Consider the following 17,743-nt stretch of genomic DNA (forward strand, 5'->3'; position numbering starts at 1 on the left):
ATGACGTTCGGGACCTTCGACGAAGGCCGGGCGTGGGTCGGTCATCGCTCCGAACCGCGGCATGCGTGGTTCCCGATCGACCGCTCGATGGTGTTGTACTACTGCTCGCTCGTCGAGGACGCGAACCCCCGTTACTGGGAGGGTGAGGACTGCCCGCCCGGGCTGCTGATGAGCCTCGGCTTCGCGCCGCAGTGGGTGCCCGGGTACCTAGCGCGTGCCGACATGATGTTCGCGCTCAGCGTCCCGTTGCCGGGCCACCACATCATCAACGCCTCGACGACGACGGAGTTCGAACGCCGGCCCCGGGTAGGCGATCACGTGTCGATCGTGGAGGAGATCGCCTCGATCTCCGAGCCCAAGACGACGCGGGTGGGCACCGGTGTGTTCATCACCACGGTGAGCACCTTCTCCGACCAGCACGGTGAGGTCATCGGCCGCAACACCAACGTGCTCTTCCGATACGACACCGCCGATAGTGAAGGCGCATCATGAACGACTCCACCGAGCGCAGCATGGTCCGCGTCCCCGTGCGGTTCGAGGACATCGCCGTCGGCGACACCCTGACGCCCGTCTCGATCGAGATCAGCTACAAGCGCATCTGCATGAACGCGGCTTCGACATGGGACTGGTTCCCCGGTCACCACGACCCCGACTACGCGCGCAGCCAGGGCCAGCGCACGATCTACCTGTCAACCCTCTTCTTCCATGGCTTCATCGACCGCGGCCTCAACGAATGGGCCGGACCCGACGCGCTCATCCGGCGCCGCAGAATCTCAATGATCCGGTCGATCTATCCGGGCCAGACCGCAACCCTGAGCGGCAAGGTCGTGGCCAAACGCGACGATGGCGGACGGCGCCTCGTCGACCTCGAGTTGCTCGTCTCGAGCGAAGATGGTCCGTGCGTGCCGAGTGAAGCCACCGTTGAGCTGGCCGACCCGTTTGTCGAGGTGCCGGGGTGAGCTGCCACTCACATGCGAGGCGACGGTGAGGGACGGAGGCTCGGTGGCCGAGCAACCGGTTCGCTACGAGGTCGTCGACAGCGTGGCCTGGCTGACGATCAACCGGCCCGAGGCGCGCAACGCGCTGAACAACGCTGTGCGCACGGGGCTTTTCGACGCGGTACGCCGCTTCAATGACGACGACGCGGCGAAGGTGCTCGTCCTCACCGGCGTGGGCGATAAGGCGTTCTGCGCCGGCGGGGACTTGAAGGAGATGGCGCAGAACGCGCTCAAGGTGCCCCCGAAGGACTTCGCTCCGCAGTTCGGCCGCAACATCGATGTCGCGAAGCCGACGATCGCGGCCGTCAACGGTGTCGCGTTCGCCGGGGGCTTCCTGCTCGCGCAGCAGTGCGACCTGGTCGTGGCTGCCGAACACGCGACCTTCGCCGTCAGCGAGGTCAAAGTCGGCCGCGGGTCGCCGTGGGCGGCACCGCTATCGTGGCTGGTGCCCCCACGCGTTGCCATGCAGATCCTGCTGACCGGCGACCCGATCACCGCCGAGCGCGCCCACCAGGTCGGCTTAGTCAATGAGGTGGTGCCGGCCGATCAGTTGCGCGAGCGTACCCAGCAGTTGGCGCTCAGCATCGCCGCGAACGCACCGCTATCGGTGCTTGCGTCCAAGCGCACCGTGTACCTCTCGGCACAGCACCACCTCGCCGCCGCCTACGACCTGGCCGACGAGATATGGGAGCCGGTCTATCTGAGCGACGACGCGCAGGAAGGCCCGACGGCGTTCCGCGAGAAGCGCGCACCACAGTGGAAGGGACGCTGACATGGCGGTGACCATGCAGTCGGTAATCGCCGACATCGAAGCCGAAACGGCCGCGTTGCGCGAACTCATCGCACCGCTGCCCGAAGGTCCGCGCGGCTGGGACGCGCCGACTCCGGCCGTGGGCTGGGCGATCCGCGACCAGATCAGCCATCTGGCGTTCTTCGACGACGTGGCGGTGCGCTCGGCCACCGACCCCGACGGTTTCAGCAGCGACTACCTGCCGATGATGGCCGACGGAAGCATCTCACCCGACGTCATCGCTGAGCGCTGCCGTCAAATGCCGGCTGCCGACCTGCTCGCGTGGTTCGACACGTCGCGTGCAGCCCTCGTTGCGGCGTTCGCGGACATTGCCCCGGCGACCCGCCTGCCGTGGTTCGGGCCGCCGATGAGCGCGGTCTCGTCGCTGACAGCGCGACTCATGGAGACCTGGGCGCACGGCCAGGACATCGTCGACGCGCTCGGCGCGACCCGCGAGGCCACGGCACGGCTGCGGCACGTGGCCCACATCGGGGTGGGTGCGCGCGCTTTCAGCTACCTGGCCAACGGTCGGGACCTCCCCGCGGACCCGGTACGCGTCGAGCTGACCGCTCCGGACGGCAGCGTCTGGACGTGGGGGCCAGCCGACGCCGCCAACCGCGTGAGCGGGCCGGCGCTGGACTTTTGCCTGTTGGTGACCCAACGCCGCCACCGCGACGACACCGCTTTGGTCGCCGACGGACCGCTGGCCGACCAGTGGCTCGCGATCGCCCAGGCCTTCGCGGGGCCCCCTGGCGGCGGGCGCGTGGCGGGCCAGTTCGCAGGGGGTCAGCGGTGAGCGTCCCGGTTCGCATCGGCAACTGCTCCGGCTTTTACGGCGACCGCATCGCCGCAGCCCGCGAGATGGTCGAGGGCGGACCGATCGACGTCCTGTGCGGTGACTATCTGGCCGAGCTGACCATGCTCATCCTGGCCAAGGCCCAGGCCAAAGACCCGTCCGGCGGGTACGCGCGGACTTTCCTCACCCAAATGGAACAGGTGCTGGGCACCTGTCTCGATCGTGGCATCAAGGTCGTCGCGAACGCGGGCGGGCTGAATCCCGCCGGCTTGGCCGCCGCGTTGCGCGAGCTGTCCGCACGTCTCGGCCTCACCGCGCGCGTCGCGCACGTCGAGGGCGACGACCTACGTGGCGACCTCCACGCAATCACGCCGCCCGTCGGCGACATCAAACCGGTATCGGCCAACGCCTACCTCGGCGCCTGGGGCATCACCGAGGCGCTGCGTTCGGGCGCCGACGTCGTCGTGACCGGCCGGGTCACCGACGCATCCCTGGTGGTCGGTCCAGCTGCCTGGTGGCACAGCTGGGCGCCCGAGGACTGGGATCGGCTCGCGGGCGCGGTCGTCGCCGGGCACGTGATCGAGTGCGGCCCTCAGGCGACAGGCGGCAACTACGCGTTCCTCGACGAGATCACCGACCGCCGCTACCCGGGGTTTCCGATCGCCGAGGTCGCCGAGGACGGCTCTTCGGTGATCACGAAGCATCCCGGCACGGGGGGATTGGTCTCAGTCGGCACGGTCACCGCCCAGCTGCTCTACGAGATCGCTGAACCTGCCTACCTCGGCCCCGACGTCGTCGCCCACTTCGACACCATCCGGCTGGCTCAACAGGATGAGCACCGCGTCGCGATCAGCGGTACGAAAGGCAGTCCGCCGCCGGACACGTTGAAGGTGGCGTTGAATGAGGTGGGCGGCTTCCGTAACACGATGACTGGTGCTCACCGGCCTCGACATCGAGGCCAAGGCGGCCTGCGCCGAACAGCAGCTCTTCGACGTTCTCGGCGGACGCGACGCCTTCGACGAAGTCGACGTGAGGCTGTTGCGTTTCGACGTCTCCGATGCACCGACGAACGAGCAAGCCTGCGCGCACCTGCGTGTGACGGTGAAGGACGCCGACCCGCGCAAGGTGGGCCGAGCATTCTCCGGGGGGTCATGGAGATCGCCCTGGCTGGTTTCGCCGGCTTCCACACCACCACGCCACCGTCCTCGGAGACCGCCTTCGGCGTCTACCGGCCGGCCTACATAGCGCGCTCGGCCCTCACGCACGTACTCGTCGACGCCGACGGCACACGGCACGAGATCCCTGACCCGCCGACCGGTGCGGTCCCGCCGGCTGGGATCGCCCCGCCCGCGAAGCTGCCGGTGCCGTCCGGGCCGACACGTCGCGCGCCGCTCGGGTCGGTACTCGGCGCGCGGTCCGGAGACAAGGGCGGCAACGCTAACCTCGGCGTGTGGGCACAGGATGACCCTGGGTACGCGTGGGCGTGCGACTACTTCAGCGTCGAGCGGCTGCGCACACTGCTCGGGCCGGAGACGGCGCACCTGCCCATCGAGCGCTTCGAACTGCCGAACCTGCGCGCGCTCAACGTGGTGGTGCACGGCTTGCTCGGTGACGGGGTGGCCTCGTCGACCCGGCCGGACGCGCAGGCCAAGGGGCTCGGGGAATACGTGCGGTCCCGCATGGTGGACATTCCCCAGTCGCTGCTCGACACACACTAAATCCGGTGCGGGGCGCCGTCTACCTGCTGTGTAACCGCGCGGCTGAACAGCGCCGCAACGGCCGCGGCGGCCAGCATCGCCTCAATCGTCGCGTCGTCCAGCGACGCCGGCATGTACGCGGACGCGTTGAGCAATGACAGCACGGCGGCGACCAGGCCCTGTGCGCGCTCACGGTCCAGATCGCCCCGTGCTCGTACGAGCGCGTCGACCCAGAAGGACTCGTACCTGTGCTGTCGGCGTCGCAGGGCACGGGTCGCCAGCGGCGACAGCGAGCGGTGCTCGCGGGCGTAGACGGCCAACAGGCCGCGTCGTCGCGCGCCGAAGGCCGCGTGTAGGTCGACAAGGGCGTGCAGGACCTCCGTCGGTGTGCCGGCGTTGGTGGCGCGCCGGGCGCCGGCCAGCAGCTCAGTCATGGCGGCGTCGCATAACTCGCGCAGGATCGCGTCCTTGTTCTGAAAGTGCCGGTAGACGGCCGGCCCGCTCACCCCTGCTGCGGCACCGATGTCGTCGATGCCCACGGCGTGAAAGCCTTGCCGCGCGAACAGGTCGGCGGCGGCCTCGAGGAGCAGTTTGCGGCGCAAACCGGCCACTTTCAGGCCTCCTGTCGATTTGTGGTTACGTTGTTCGCCGTCCGATCCGCTGGGCCGGGCTGGGATCCTACCGGCGCTGGGGTTGCCTGCGTCGGCACCCGCCGCACCAAATCAAGGGAGGTGAACGAAACCGCTAGCCCCCGCCGATGCTGTCGCATCCTCTTCTCAGTTCATGATTTAGGGGCCCTGCTTCGAACCCGCGATGTGCAGCGGCACGACTCAGCGCAAAACGACTCCGCCCTCGATGCCCGTGAACTGCGCGCGCAGCTCGGTCTTGAGCAGCTTGCCGGTGGCGTTGCGCGGCAGTTCGGCGACGAAGTGCACGTCACGCGGACACTTGAAGTGCGCCAGCCGCTCCCGGCACCACGCCACGATCTCCTCGGCGCTCGGTGCCTGTGTTGCCGGGTCGGCGACGACGATCGCGACGACGCGTTCGCCCCACTTTGAGTCCTTGCCGCCGATCACGGCGGCGTCGAGTACCGCCGGGTGGCGGAAGAGAACTTGCTCGACCTCGATCGGGTAGACGTTCTCGCCGCCGGAGATGATCATGTCCTTCTTGCGGTCGACGAGGGTGATGAAGCCCTCGGCGTCCATGCGCCCGAGGTCGCCCGTGTGGAACCAGCCCCCGCGTAACGCCTCGGTGCTCGCCTCGGCCTTCATCCAGTAGCCGGTGAACACATTCGGGCCGCGCACGATTAGTTCGCCCACGGTGTCGGTCGCGACGTCGCGGTCGTCGTCGTCGACGATGCGGGCGTCGACATGCATTGCGACGCGGCCGATCGACCCGGCCCGCTTGCTGATGTTCTCGGCGTCTAGGACGGTCACCAGGGGAGCGGTCTCGGTCATGCCGAAGCCCTCGGTGAAGGGCACGCCTCGCTCGCGCATGAAGTCGATGACCGTGAGAGGGACGGGCGACCCGCCGCCCATGGCGAAACGCAGCGCAGACAGGTTGAAGGAGTCGAAGTCGGACACCTGTGTGAGAGCGGTCCACATGGCCGGCACCATGAACTGAACCGTGACGTGGTGGTCGGCCATCGCCTGCAGCGTAGCTCGCGGCTCGAAGGACGGCATGATGACGCTGGTGCCGCCGACGTAGAGCAGCGGCAGGGTGTGTACTCCCAGCCCGCCGATGTGGAACATCGGCGCCACCGCGACGGTGACGTCCTCGCCCCGCAGGCCGATGTCGGTGCCGAGGACGTTGATCGCGTTCCATAGCAGGTTGTCGTGGGTGAGGATCGCGCCCTTGGGTCGGCCCGTCGTCCCCGACGTGTACATGATGAACGCGGGGTCGCTGCCGTCGACGTCACCGTTGAGCGGTTCGAGCGCGGCGCCCGAGACGACGTCTTCGTAGCCGAGCTCGCCCGGCGCCGGCACCCCACCGGCGCGCACGACATGGCGCACGCGGACTCCGGACTCGGTGACGGCGCTCCTGGCCTGCGCGGCGAACGGCTCGTGGAAGACCAGAACATCGGCGCCTGAGTCGGCCAGGATGTAGCCGATCTCGGGTCCGGCAAGGCGCACGTTGAGCGGAACTGCAAGTGCGCCCATTTTGGCGCAGCCCAGCAGCACCTCGATGAACTCGGTCGAATTGACCAGCAGCATCGCGACCCGATCGCCCTTGCGCACGCCGAGGGCGATGAGTGCGGCGGCGACCTGGTTGGTGCGCCGATCGAGGTCGGCGTAGGTGATGTGCGCGCCGTTGCTGATCAACGCGGTGCGCCCGCCGTTGAGGAAGGCGCGCCGGGTCACCCACTGACCGATGCCGAGTTGCATGCGATTCCCTTTCATTCCGCGGCGACTCAGTAGGACGCGGGCAGTTTCAGGCTGTGCTGCGCCACGAAGTTGAGGATCATTTCGCGGCTGATCGGCGCGGTGCGCATGAGCCGGGCCGGACCCCACAACGTGGCGAGGCCGTACTCGGTGGCCATGCCGTTGCCGCCGTGGGTCTGAATCGCCTGGTCGAGCGCCAGGATGCCCGCCTCGGCTGCGGCATATTTCGCCATGTTCGACGCCTCACCCGACCCCGGATCGCCGGCGTCGTGCAGGGCGGCGGCACGCTGAGTCATCAACCGGGCCAGCTCAACCTGGATCTTGGCGTGGGCGAGCGGGTGCGATACGCCCTGGTGCGAGCCGATCGGCGCTCCCCACACGTGGCGGTTGCGGGCGTAATCGGCGGCTTTATCCAGCGCGTAGCGACCGATGCCGTTGCCGAGCGCCGCCCCCATGATTCGCTCCGGGTTCAGGCCCATGAAGACCTGGCGCAGGCCCTCGTTCTCCGCGCCGATAAGGTTGGCGGCCGGCACGCGGACGTCATCGAAGAATAGAGTGAACTGCTTCTCTGGAGTGACCGCCTGCACCGGGATGAGTGACTTGGTGAGCCCGCGGACATCGGTGGGCACGACGAGCAAGCTGAGTAGTCCGCGACCACTGTCGTTGGTAGACGTTCGGGTGACGACCAGGATCGCTTCGGCTTCGTCGACACCAGAAATGTAGTACTTGGTGCCGTTGATGACCCAGTCGTCGCCGTCGCGTTTCGCGGTCGTGGAGATGTTGTGCGAGTTCGAGCCCGCGTCCGGCTCGGTGATCGCGAATGCCATGATCGTCTCGCCGCTGGCGATGCCCGGCAGCCACTGCTGCTTGAGTTCCTCACTGCCGAATGCCTGGATGATCGTGCCGCAGATGGTCGGCGAGACGACGGTCATCAGCAGCGGGCAGCCCGCCGCGGCGAGCTCCTCACCGACGATCTGCATGTCGTAGATGCCGCCGCCGCCGCCGCCGTACTGCTCGGAAAGGTTCACCCCGAGGAAGCCCTGTTTGCCCACGGCCTGCCACAGCTCGGTGCTCTTCGCGCCGGCCAGCGACTTTTCCAGGTAGTACTCGTGTCCGAAGTCCTTGGCGATCTCGGCGACCGCCTTGCGCAGGTCCTGACGTTCCTCTGTCTCGTGCAATTCCATGACACTCCTCACATCGGTATCGACGCGCCACCGATCGGGAGCGCGCCGGGTTCATTAGAGCTCGGTGGCGTCCGACGCCACTTCACCGCCGTCCACCGCCTCGACCACGGCGAGGACGTCACCGCTCGAGACCTGATGGCCGACCTGGACCGGCAGGGCGCTCAGCACCCCGTCAATCGGGCTCGCGACGGTGTGCTCCATCTTCATCGCCTCCAGGACGACAAGGGTTTGGCCCGCCGAGACCGTCTCGCCCTCGGCGACTGGCAGTCGGACCACCGAACCCGGCATCGGCGCGGTGAGCGACCCGGGCGGGTTCAGAGTGCTCGGGTCGACGAAGCGTGGCGCCAGCCGCAGGGCGGAGTAGCCGGCGACCGAGTCGAGGTGGGCAACATCGCCGTCGAGGACGACATCATAAGTGCGGCGCACCCCGTCGACGCGCAGCACCACCCGCTCGCTACTGCCCTCGACAACCTCGACGTCGGCCAACGGCTCGTCGTCGACCTGCAGGCAGGTCCCTGTCGAACCTAACGTGTACCCGACGCGCACTTCGCGCCCACCCTGGGTCTGCCAGGTTGTGGTCTGCGGCTGCGAAGGGTTGTTGCGCCAGCCGGCGGGCAACGTGGCCTGCAGAGTTGCGACGGCACGCCGCGCGGCCACCCCGGCCACGGTCGCCGCGACGGCGTGCAGGCGCTCGGACTGCGTGTCTGGGAGGGCAGCGCCGAGTTGGGCGACGTCGTGTCGGTCAAGGAACCCAGTGTCGGTGCCCCGCCCGGCGAACTCGTCATGGCGCAGGACGCGAACAAGCAGGTTGCGATTGGTGGTCACGCCGTGAATACGGGCGCCGGCCAGCGCCGCCGAGAGGCTGGCAAGTGCCTCGTCGCGCGTTGGTGCCCACGCGATGACCTTGGCCAGCAGCGAATCGTAGTAATGACTGATGACCGAACCGGCACGAAAACCCGAGTCAACCCGCACGCCGGCAAGCGCCGGGACATCCAAGGTGCGCAGGGTGCCGGTACAGGGCCGGTAGTCATCGGCCGGATCCTCGGCGCACAGACGGGCCTCGACCGCGTGACCGCGAATTCGCGGGTTGTGCATCTCCTCAGGCAGCGGGCGGCCCATGGCTACGAGCAGCTGGGCACGCACCAGGTCGAGGCCGGTGATCAGCTCGGTAACCGGGTGCTCGACCTGCAGCCGGGTGTTCATCTCGAGGAAGGCGAAGGAGTCGGCTTTGCCATCCTGAGCGGCGTCGTAGACGAACTCGACCGTCCCGGCGCCTACGTAGCCGACGGCGCGCGCGGCGGCGATGGCGGCCTCGCTCATCCGAGCGCGCAACGCGTCGTCGACGACCGGTGACGGCGCCTCCTCGATCACCTTCTGGTGTCGACGCTGCACGGAGCACTCGCGCTCGAACAGAGAGACGACGTTTCCGTGCGTGTCGGCCATGATCTGGATCTCGACGTGGCGTGGGCGCTGGACGTAACGCTCGAGGAAGACGGTGCCGTCGGCGAACGCGGCGGCGGCCTCACGCGAAGCGGAGGTGACCGCTTCGTCGAGCTCGTCCGGCGACGCGACAATGCGCATGCCTCGGCCACCGCCGCCGGCGCTGGCCTTGACCAGCACGGGGTAGCCGACGTCGGCGGCCAGCTTCGCCAGCTGCTCGGCCGATAGCCCCGTCGTGTCGCCACCGGGCAGCACAGGCACCCCCGCGTCGGACATCGTCTTCTTGGCCTGCAGCTTCGAGCCCATCGCGTCGATCGCCCCGGGCGGCGGACCGATGAAGACGAGGTCGGCGGCGGCACAGGCGCGCGCGAACCCGGCGTTTTCCGAAAGGAAGCCGTAGCCGGGGTGTACTGCGTCCGCGCCGGTGAGCGAGGCAGCGGCGATGATCCGGTGGATGTCGAGGTAGGTCTCGGCGGCAGACGAGCCGGGAAGGTGCACGGCCTCGTCGGCGTCGGCGACGTGCCACGCGTCGGCGTCGGCGTCGGAATAGACCGCGACGGTGGCGATCCCGAGATCGCGGCAAGTGCGGAACACCCGCCGCGCGATCTCGCCACGGTTGGCGACCAGGACCTTGCGGATCTTGGGCATCGCCATCACATCCGGAACACGCCGTAGCCACGCTGGCCACGGACCTCGCCGTTGTGGATCACCGACAGGCAGAACCCGAGAACGGTCCGCGTATCGCGGGGATCGATGATCCCGTCGTCGTAAAGTCGGCCGCTGTTGGCCAGTGCGACGGATTCGCGCTCGATCTGTTCCTCGACGGCGGCGCGCATCTGGGCGTCGGCCTCCTCGTCGAAGGGCAGCCCGCGGTCGACGGCGGACTCGCGCGCCACGATGGACAGCACTCCGGCCAGTTGCGCCGGACCCATCACGGCCGACTTCGAGTTAGGCCAAGCGAATAGGAAACGCGGCGAGTACGATCGCCCGCACATGCCGTAGTTCCCGGCACCGTAGGACGCACCCATGGTGATGGTCACGTGCGGAACTGTGCTGTTGGACACGGCGTTGATCATCTTGGCGCCGTCCTTGATGATGCCGCCCTGCTCGTACTCGGCACCGACCATGAAACCGGTGGTGTTCTGCAGGAAGATGAGGGGGGTGTCGATCTGATTCGCCAGTTGGATGAACTGCGAACCCTTCTCGGCCTCCTCACTGAACAGGATGCCCCGTGCGTTGGCGAGGATGCCGACCGGGAAGCCGTGGATCGAGGCCCAGCCGGTGACGAGTGACGTGCCGTAGAGAGGTTTGAACTCGTCGAAGGCCGAGCCGTCGACCACTCGGGCGATGACGTCGCGGGGGTCGAAGGGCACCTTCGGATCGACCGACGCGATGCCGAGCAGCTGATCGGGGTCGTGCACCGGCGGGTGCGGCGGCGTGGTGGGTCCGGGGCCGCTCTTCCGCCAGTTGAGCCGCGCCATGATGCGACGGCCGATGCGGATCGCATCCTGCTCGTCCTCGGCCATGTAATCGGCCAGCCCCGAGGTGCGGGCGTGCATGTCGGCGCCGCCGAGCGACTCGTCATCGGAGACCTCGCCCGTGGCCATCTTGACCAGCGGCGGACCGCCGAGGAACACCTTGGAACGGTTGCGCACCATCACGACGTAGTCGCACATGCCCGGGACGTACGCACCTCCCGCGGTCGAGTTGCCGAAGACCAAGGCCAGTGTCGGCAGCCCCGCTGCGCTGTGCTGTGTCAAGTCGTGGAACAGCTGTCCGCCGGGCACGAAGATCTCTGCCTGTGTGGGCAGGTCGGCGCCGCCAGACTCGACGATGTTGATGATGGGCAGTCGGTTCTCCCGCGCGATGGCCATGCCGCGGAACACCTTGCGGAAGGTATAGGGGTTCGATGCGCCGCCGCGGACGGTGGGGTCGTTGGCGATGATCATCGACTCGATGCCCTCGACCACGCCGATGCCTACCACCACGCTACCGCCGACGGGGAACTTACTGCCCCAGGCGGCGAAGGGGCATAGTTCGAGGAACGCCGTGTGGGGGTCGAGCATCAGCTCGATGCGCTCGCGGACAAGCAGCTTGCCCCGCTTACGGTGGCGCGCAACGTATTTCGCGCCGCCGCCGCCGTTGACCAGCGCCAGTTGCTCCGCGATGGTGTCGAGTTGCGCGCTCAGTCCTTCGCGGTTCTTGAGATAGCCGGGCGCGGTGTCGTCGACCCGATCGGGCAGGACCTGTACCAAAGTTTTCCCTCCAAGCGAGCATCGACGTCGATCTACTAGGCGCTGATGTTAGCCGCAATTAACATCAGGTGACAACGGTGCGGGGCAGGCGTCGGATTTGTTCCGCGCCATGGTTCCGTCGAATGGCGAGGGATCGAAGCGGTGCGTTTCGCTGCAGATCGAGCGATCGAAGGAATTGACTGGGGAGGGACGGCACACAGGGCCCGTGGGAGGTCGTATCGAGTTCCTCGTCCGGCGCGCGTGGAGTCTACGGTTCGCGATCTCGGGTGAACACCCGCAGCGATTGTCAGTGTCGCGCCATGCCCTTCAGCCAACCGAGTAGTGCATAACGCCGGTCGGCCAGAATTTATCGGGTCTCCTCGGCTTTGGCCAGCGGCGGAGCGGCCTGATCAGGCGCCTGTCCGAGGGTATATAGGCCGAGAATGCCGAGAAAACCCGCACAGTGCTCGATGAGCATTTCAGTCGAGAGGTTCAGTTGTCCATCTATCCAGCGACGGAGTATCTCGAACAGGCCCCCGACACCGTAGGTAGCGGCGAGATCTGCGACCTGGAGCACATCGCTGGGTATATCGAGGTGCAAGCGGGCCTCTCTGAGCACCAGCTCCGCAAAATCGGTCATCAGATCGCTTCGCAGCTGCCGAAGGAGGGGTTCTGCGCCCGACTCGACAAACAGTATGCGGGCCATGCGGGGATCGTTCTCGATCACCTGAACCAGGGCCTTGATCGGAGCGTAAGCCAGTTCTTGAGGAGCAACCGTGTCGTCCGGAATGGCGCTGGTTATCACCGCTTGGAAGGTAGTGGAGATCTTGGCAAATACCGCACGCAAGAGCGCGTCTCGATCGCGAAACTGTTGGTAGAAGTACCGGCTCGTCACTCCTGATTTCGCACACACGGCGGTCACGGTGCACGCGGTAGCTCCGTGGGTGCCCATGATTGAGACCGCGGCATCAATCAACATCACGCGACGCTGTGCATCGCGTTGAGTTGCGGACAGCCCGCCATAGACACGTGCTGGACTCATGTCCTACAGTCTGGCAGTCTTATCTGACAAGGCATAAAGTCAGATCCAAACTTCGAGGAAGGACCTCAAATGTCGGACGATCAAGCCCCGACCCCGACCCGGGTGCTGCCAAAACCCAGGCGCGTTCGGTTTCCGATGCCGACCTCCACGAAGCGGCAACATTTTGTCGATGGCGACCTGGTGATGAGCCATTTCATCTCGGTGCTTTCTGCGACGTTCCCGGAAGGCGAGGATTTCTTCATCCGCTCGGTCAGGAACTTCCAGAGTTCCATCGACGATCCCCAACTAGAGACAGCGGTCAAGGGTTTCATCGGACAAGAGGCCACACATCGACACCAGCATCGTCTCCTAAACGAGCGACTCCAGGTCATGGGTTATCCGACCGCGCGAATCGACCGTCATGTCGGACGCTTGATCAAGCGATTGGAACGGCGCTTTTCGCCGGAAATGCGGCTGTCCATGACCTCCGCGTTGGAGCACTACACCGCTACGCTGGCAGAAATCATTCTTACCAGCGAAGACGCCCAGAAGCTCATCGGCCAGACAGAGGTTCGACCGATTCTGCTGTGGCATGCCTTCGAGGAGTCGGAGCACAAAGCGGTTGCCTTTGATGTCTATCGGCTGGTGGGAGCAACCGAGCGCACCCGTGTACGGGGCATGCGGATCGCTTCAGTAATTCTGTTCGGCGAGCTCATTCTGCAGACTGCCTTGTCTATGGCCGCTGATAGAGCCTCATATAACCCGGTCACCCTGGTGCGCAGTCTGTACCGCTTTAGTCGCACCCCGATGTTCACCGCCGATGCGCTGCGGCGTTTCCGTTCCTACAATCGCCCGGGTTTCCATCCTGATGATTGGGACAGCGCCGCGGTCCTGGAGCATTGGAGCAAAGAACTGTTCGACCAAGACGGTTCACAGCGAGTTATCGCTTCGTCGGGATAGCAAAGATGCGGAAGTGCGGCGACGCAGGAGCACCGTTCCTGCGTCGCTCCTTCCGAACAGGGTGCGACGCGTCGGTGACTCACGGATTCGGTGCTCGGTGGCCGGTGAAGGTGGCGGTCGGACCCGCAAATGCGGTTCGCAGCGATCGCCACGGGGCTGGCTGGCCCTGTTGTGAGCCTCGATCAGTCGCTGATGACATAGCGTTGAGCCAGGGTTTCAGCAAGTCTGCTGGTGTGCGCGACCACTTCTTTCTCGGTCACCGCAAGCAAACCGGAGTGCCAGGCGGTGATGACTTCGACGAATCCCCCGACAGCGATCAGGGTGTCCATGCGAAGGGCTATCTCGTCGGCATCTTGTCGGAGGTGTGGCCGGCTTGCCTCAACGACCAACTGCGTTGCTTCCTGTAGCGCCACGGCGCGGCGGTCTTGTAGCGGTGAGCTACCGACATGCTGAGCGAGGAGGATGCGTGCCCGGCCGGGATCGCGTGCGATCCGGTCGACCACGATGGTGATCGCCGCGGTGATGGTTTCGATCGGCGGCCGATTCGCACGCTCGTTGAAGAGCGCGGCGACCTCGCCGAGCATGTCATTGCGGACGCCATCCCACGCAGCAACGAGCAGCTCATCGCGCGTCTTGAAGCCCTCGTAGAAGTATCGATCGTTCAGCCCTGTGCGGGCGCATACGCCGCGCATAGTGACCGCGGCCCAACCGCTCTCACTCCAAATCTCGGTTGCGGCCTCGATCAATTGCTGCCGTCGCTCGGCACGACGCTCGGCCCCGGTCCGACCACCCCAGCGCTTGTTTCTCGACCGCACCTCTCCATCTTGACAAGGTGCTCGTTCCACCACCAAACTGGTGGCATGCGACACCAATGGTGGCTGGTGCCCCCAGATGAGAGTTTCCCCACAGCAGACGTCCATGTCGCGACCCGAAAGGCAGACGGATGAGATTGCTGCCCTTCGGCGGCGCACCAGGCAGAACGCACCGCGCCGATGCAGTCGTCACGGGCGCAGGAAGCGGTATCGGCCGCGCATTCGCCGTGGAGCTTGCGCGCCGAGGTGGACGCGTGGTGTGCGCCGACAAAGATCCCGTCACTGCAAAAGAGTCGGCAGAGTTGGTGAGGCAGGCTGGCGGCGAGGGCTTCGACATCGCATGCGATGTCACCGATCTTGAGCAGGTCCGCAACCTCGCTGATGTGAGCGAAGACTGGTTCGAGAAGGCTGCGAGCCTCGTCATCAACAACGCCGGAATCGGTGCGGGCGGCAACCGCATCGGCGCGACGTCGATCGAGGACTGGAACGCGGCGATTTCTGTCAACCTCTGGGGCGTTATCTACGGCTGCGAGACTTTTGTGCCTCGGCTCCGCAGCAATGGGCATGGCGGAGTCATCAATGTGGCGTCGGCAGCGAGCTTTGGCTCGGCCCCTCGGATGGCGGCTTACAACGTGAGCAAGGCCGGGGTGCTCGCTCTGTCGGAGACATTGGCGGCCGAACTGAGCGGTACTGACATCAACGTCACAGTGCTTTGCCCCACCTTCGTGAAGACGAACATCGTCAACAATCCTCAAATCGACGAGGCGGCTGCAAGACTCGCGGCCAACCTGATGAAATGGACCGGCATTTCGCCACAGCACGTTGCTCGAACGACGTTGAACGCGCACGATCGCGGACAAATTTATGTAGTACCCCAACTCGATGCCAAAGTCTTGTGGCAACTCAAGAGAGCCCTACCCGGCCCCTTTACTCGCACGCTGGGCCTCGTGGAGCGCATGGCCTCATGGAACGATTCAGCCGAGTAGAGGAGCAGGGAAAATGGCTTTCGCATACAGTGACATGCTCGAGACAATCAAAAACAAGCAATGGGCTCTTGCCGATATCGATTGGAACGCCCCTGGCGCGGAACTGATCACCGATGAACAGCGTCCCAAACTCAAGCAATTCATGTCCGACGTGGTGTGGATTGAGCATGTTGGAGCACGTGCCTTCGCCGCGATGGCTCCAAAGGCGCCATTCGAAGCGCTCGGAGACATTTACCGTTACTTTCACGCCGAGGAGCAGCGTCACGCCAATGCCGAACTTGCCTTGATGCGTCGCTGGGGCATGCTCGAGGAAGGCGAGAAACCGGTCCCGAACAAGAATATTCGGCTGGTCATCGAATGGCTGGACCGTTATGCGGAAGCCCTGCCCCTGACCGTCATCGGGGCCGCGATTCCGGCACTGGAGACTGCGCTCGATGGAGCGCTGCTGAAGTTTCTCCTCGATGAGGTTGACGACCCTGTGTGCGGGGAGGTGTTCAACAAGGTCAACAGCGACGAATCAAGGCATCTCGCGGTTGGCTTCCAGGTCTTGAATGACCTGGGCGCCAGCCCGATGCGAATCCACGCCATTCAAACTGCGGGTGCTCTTGTCGACCCGCGAATTCTCACCGGCGCTTTGCTGTATATCCCGCTCCTGACGCGCATGTTGATGAATCTCAACGCTATGGGTCTGTCCGAGGAGAAGTTATACAACGCAGTGACGCGGTATGCCAATGTCGGCGATCGCAGTGAGCATACGCGGAGGGTGCCCGGCTATCACATCTTGAAGGCGCACATGTCGTCGTCCATCAAGCGGTCCCAGCCTCTGCACTTCGTGTCTCAGCGCCTTGGCAATGCGATCGATGTTTTCCCTGTTCAGATTTTCGGTCGGCCGCCATCCTGGACGGACGAACTGACCTACGAACCGGTTGCCAAATGACAGGCACCACGACGACGTTGATCGTCGGCGCCGGGTTCGCAGGCATCGGTGCGGCGATCAGACTGCTTCAAGAGGGCACGGATGACTTGGTCATCCTGGAACGGTCAGATCGCGTCGGAGGCACCTGGCGAGACAATACTTATCCCGGTGCGGCCTGCGATATTCCCTCGCTTCTCTACTCCTACTCGTTCGAGCCGAATCCGGGCTGGACTCGTACCTACTCGGGGAGCGCTGAGATCCTCGAATATATCGACGATATGGTCGCCAAGTACGATCTTGCCCGGTTCATCCAGTTTGATACCGACGTGACTGCCTTGGAATTCGATGAGAGTGCCGGCATCTGGATGGCCGACACGGCAGATGGAAAGCGGTATCACACCCGGTCAGTTGTGATGGCCAGTGGACCACTTGCCAACGCCAGCTTTCCCGATATTCGGGGTATTGACTCGTACGGTGGAAAAAAGATCCACAGCGCTCGATGGGACCATGGCTACGATCTCGGCGGTAAGAGGGTTGCAGTCATCGGGACAGGCGCGAGCGCGGTTCAGATCATTCCCGAGCTCGTAAAGTCGGCTGCCTCGGTCAAAGTCTTCCAGAGAACGCCCGGCTGGGTGTTGCCCAGGGTGAACTTCAGGCATCCGGCCTGGGCGCGTTCGACCTTCACACACCTGCCGGTGAGCGAACAAGCGCTCCGCGACGCGTGGTTTTGGGCCCACGAAGTGATGGCAGTGGGTATGGTCTGGAACACCGCCGCGACGTCCGCGATACAGCTGGCGGCCAAGGCTCATCTCCGTCGGCAGGTGAAAGACTCCTGGTTGAGACGTCAGTTGACGCCCCATTTCAGGCCTGGATGCAAGCGCATGCTCATGACCAGTGATTATTACCCTGCGCTACAGGCGGATAACTGCAAGCTGATCAGCTGGCCGATCGCCACATTGTCACCCAACGGTGTTCGGACCGCCGACGGTGTCGAGCACGAAGTGGACTGTATCGTATTTGCCACTGGCTTCGATGTGGCCAAACGTGGCACCCCGTTCCCGATTAGCGGCCTCGGCGGTCGGAAGCTCGGCGATGAATGGTCTCAGGGGACATTTGCCTTCAAGAGCGTGAGCGTGGCCGGGTATCCGAACTTATTCTTCACTTTCGGACCGAATTCGGGGCCAGGCCACAACTCGGCGCTCGTATATATGGAGGCTGCAATTGACTATATAGTCAAGGCGATCAAGCTCCTTCAGCAAAATGACATCGGCACTTTGGATGTGAGGGAGGATCGTCAGGACCGCTATCACTCCGAAATTCAGCGCCGCCTTCGACGAACGACTTGGAATTCGGGGTGCAGCAGTTGGTATTTGACCGAGGACGGCTACAACGGCACGATGTACCCAGGTTTCGCGACCCAGTTTATGAGAGAACTATCCCGCTTGGATCCTCATGATTACGTGATAACCCGGCGCGACGATACACACGTCGAGCTGACGCAATCACTCTGAATACAAGTTTGCAAGGC

The 17,743-nt window shown here is 64.9% G+C and carries 16 protein-coding genes; 9 read left to right on the forward strand and 7 right to left on the reverse strand.

The features are described from left to right. From DQP57_RS07350 to DQP57_RS07370, 5 genes are read left to right on the forward strand one after another with little or no spacing between them, the layout of a single operon-like run. On the forward strand, positions 1-492 hold the full coding sequence (locus DQP57_RS07350; protein ID WP_017205330.1) for an FAS1-like dehydratase domain-containing protein: 492 nt from the start codon (positions 1-3) through the stop codon (positions 490-492). After that, complete coding sequence (locus DQP57_RS07355) at positions 489-959, forward strand: MaoC/PaaZ C-terminal domain-containing protein (RefSeq protein ID WP_011560592.1); 471 nt, start codon at positions 489-491, stop codon at positions 957-959. Before DQP57_RS07350 ends, DQP57_RS07355 begins: the two co-directional genes overlap by 4 nt. A gap of 43 nt (positions 960-1,002) precedes the next feature. After that, positions 1,003-1,770 (forward strand): enoyl-CoA hydratase/isomerase family protein, encoded by a 768-nt coding sequence (locus tag DQP57_RS07360; RefSeq protein WP_112632378.1) that lies wholly within the window; start codon positions 1,003-1,005, stop codon positions 1,768-1,770. 1 nt (position 1,771) lies between these two features. After that, entirely contained in the window at positions 1,772-2,584 is an 813-nt protein-coding gene (locus DQP57_RS07365) for a TIGR03084 family metal-binding protein (RefSeq protein WP_067330705.1), read from the forward strand. Beyond that, positions 2,581-4,302: an acyclic terpene utilization AtuA family protein gene (locus DQP57_RS07370; RefSeq protein ID WP_430918385.1), complete on the forward strand. Its 1,722-nt coding sequence runs from the start codon at positions 2,581-2,583 to the stop codon at positions 4,300-4,302. Before DQP57_RS07365 ends, DQP57_RS07370 begins: the two co-directional genes overlap by 4 nt. Here the strand turns inward: DQP57_RS07370 and DQP57_RS07375 are convergent. The 6 genes from DQP57_RS07375 to DQP57_RS07405 form a co-directional block, all read right to left on the reverse strand. Then, positions 4,299-4,892 carry a TetR/AcrR family transcriptional regulator gene (locus DQP57_RS07375; protein WP_011560588.1) on the reverse strand — a complete coding sequence of 198 codons (594 nt, stop codon included), beginning with the start codon at positions 4,890-4,892 and terminating at the stop codon, positions 4,299-4,301. The genes DQP57_RS07370 and DQP57_RS07375 overlap by 4 nt on opposite strands. 219 nt (positions 4,893-5,111) lie before the next feature. Further along, positions 5,112-6,665 carry an acyl-CoA synthetase gene (locus DQP57_RS07380; RefSeq protein ID WP_112632379.1) on the reverse strand — a complete coding sequence of 518 codons (1,554 nt, stop codon included), beginning with the start codon at positions 6,663-6,665 and terminating at the stop codon, positions 5,112-5,114. Positions 6,666-6,691: 26 nt separating this feature from the next. Further along, positions 6,692-7,846: an acyl-CoA dehydrogenase family protein gene (locus DQP57_RS07385; RefSeq protein ID WP_043410090.1), complete on the reverse strand. Its 1,155-nt coding sequence runs from the start codon at positions 7,844-7,846 to the stop codon at positions 6,692-6,694. A 54-nt stretch (positions 7,847-7,900) separates the two neighbouring features. Continuing rightward, complete coding sequence (locus DQP57_RS07390) at positions 7,901-9,934, reverse strand: biotin carboxylase N-terminal domain-containing protein (protein WP_205869061.1); 2,034 nt, start codon at positions 9,932-9,934, stop codon at positions 7,901-7,903. A gap of 5 nt (positions 9,935-9,939) precedes the next feature. Continuing rightward, positions 9,940-11,541 (reverse strand): acyl-CoA carboxylase subunit beta, encoded by a 1,602-nt coding sequence (locus DQP57_RS07395; RefSeq protein WP_112632381.1) that lies wholly within the window; start codon positions 11,539-11,541, stop codon positions 9,940-9,942. Between the two features lie 346 nt (positions 11,542-11,887). Then, on the reverse strand, positions 11,888-12,562 hold the full coding sequence (locus DQP57_RS07405; protein WP_011560584.1) for a TetR/AcrR family transcriptional regulator: 675 nt from the start codon (positions 12,560-12,562) through the stop codon (positions 11,888-11,890). 69 nt (positions 12,563-12,631) lie between these two features. Here DQP57_RS07405 and DQP57_RS07410 point away from each other — a divergent pair, with 69 nt between their 5' ends. Continuing rightward, complete coding sequence (locus tag DQP57_RS07410; RefSeq protein WP_011560583.1) at positions 12,632-13,501, forward strand: metal-dependent hydrolase; 870 nt, start codon at positions 12,632-12,634, stop codon at positions 13,499-13,501. A 182-nt stretch (positions 13,502-13,683) separates the two neighbouring features. Here DQP57_RS07410 and DQP57_RS07415 read toward each other — a convergent pair whose 3' ends face one another. Then, on the reverse strand, positions 13,684-14,247 hold the full coding sequence (locus tag DQP57_RS07415; RefSeq protein WP_005131302.1) for a TetR/AcrR family transcriptional regulator: 564 nt from the start codon (positions 14,245-14,247) through the stop codon (positions 13,684-13,686). 197 nt (positions 14,248-14,444) lie between these two features. Between DQP57_RS07415 and DQP57_RS07420 the strand changes: the two genes are divergently transcribed. From DQP57_RS07420 to DQP57_RS07430, 3 genes are read left to right on the forward strand one after another with little or no spacing between them, the layout of a single operon-like run. After that, a complete protein-coding gene (locus DQP57_RS07420) occupies positions 14,445-15,299 on the forward strand; it encodes an SDR family NAD(P)-dependent oxidoreductase (protein ID WP_005086595.1) in 855 nt (284 codons plus the stop codon). A gap of 13 nt (positions 15,300-15,312) precedes the next feature. Then, positions 15,313-16,236: a hypothetical protein gene (locus DQP57_RS07425; RefSeq protein ID WP_005086594.1), complete on the forward strand. Its 924-nt coding sequence runs from the start codon at positions 15,313-15,315 to the stop codon at positions 16,234-16,236. Next, entirely contained in the window at positions 16,233-17,726 is a 1,494-nt protein-coding gene (locus DQP57_RS07430; protein WP_005086592.1) for a flavin-containing monooxygenase, read from the forward strand. Before DQP57_RS07425 ends, DQP57_RS07430 begins: the two co-directional genes overlap by 4 nt. Positions 17,727-17,743: the final 17 nt, after the last annotated feature.

It is taken from the genome of Mycobacterium colombiense, from assembly GCF_003284935.1.
Lineage (GTDB): Bacteria > Actinomycetota > Actinomycetes > Mycobacteriales > Mycobacteriaceae > Mycobacterium > Mycobacterium arosiense_A.

What these genes read in the sequence shown, in the direction of transcription:
- DQP57_RS07385 (WP_043410090.1), bottom strand. Translation starts at nt 7,846, where the DNA reads ATGGAATTGCACGAGACAGAGGAACGTCAGGACCTGCGCAAGGCGGTC.
- DQP57_RS07380 (WP_112632379.1), bottom strand. Translation starts at nt 6,665, where the DNA reads ATGCAACTCGGCATCGGTCAGTGGGTGACCCGGCGCGCCTTCCTCAAC.
- DQP57_RS07355 (WP_011560592.1), top strand. Translation starts at nt 489, where the DNA reads ATGAACGACTCCACCGAGCGCAGCATGGTCCGCGTCCCCGTGCGGTTC.
- DQP57_RS07405 (WP_011560584.1), bottom strand. Translation starts at nt 12,562, where the DNA reads ATGAGTCCAGCACGTGTCTATGGCGGGCTGTCCGCAACTCAACGCGAT.
- DQP57_RS07420 (WP_005086595.1), top strand. Translation starts at nt 14,445, where the DNA reads ATGAGATTGCTGCCCTTCGGCGGCGCACCAGGCAGAACGCACCGCGCC.
- DQP57_RS07425 (WP_005086594.1), top strand. Translation starts at nt 15,313, where the DNA reads ATGGCTTTCGCATACAGTGACATGCTCGAGACAATCAAAAACAAGCAA.
- DQP57_RS07390 (WP_205869061.1), bottom strand. Translation starts at nt 9,934, where the DNA reads ATGCCCAAGATCCGCAAGGTCCTGGTCGCCAACCGTGGCGAGATCGCG.
- DQP57_RS07365 (WP_067330705.1), top strand. Translation starts at nt 1,772, where the DNA reads ATGGCGGTGACCATGCAGTCGGTAATCGCCGACATCGAAGCCGAAACG.
- DQP57_RS07350 (WP_017205330.1), top strand. Translation starts at nt 1, where the DNA reads ATGACGTTCGGGACCTTCGACGAAGGCCGGGCGTGGGTCGGTCATCGC.
- DQP57_RS07410 (WP_011560583.1), top strand. Translation starts at nt 12,632, where the DNA reads ATGTCGGACGATCAAGCCCCGACCCCGACCCGGGTGCTGCCAAAACCC.
- DQP57_RS07430 (WP_005086592.1), top strand. Translation starts at nt 16,233, where the DNA reads ATGACAGGCACCACGACGACGTTGATCGTCGGCGCCGGGTTCGCAGGC.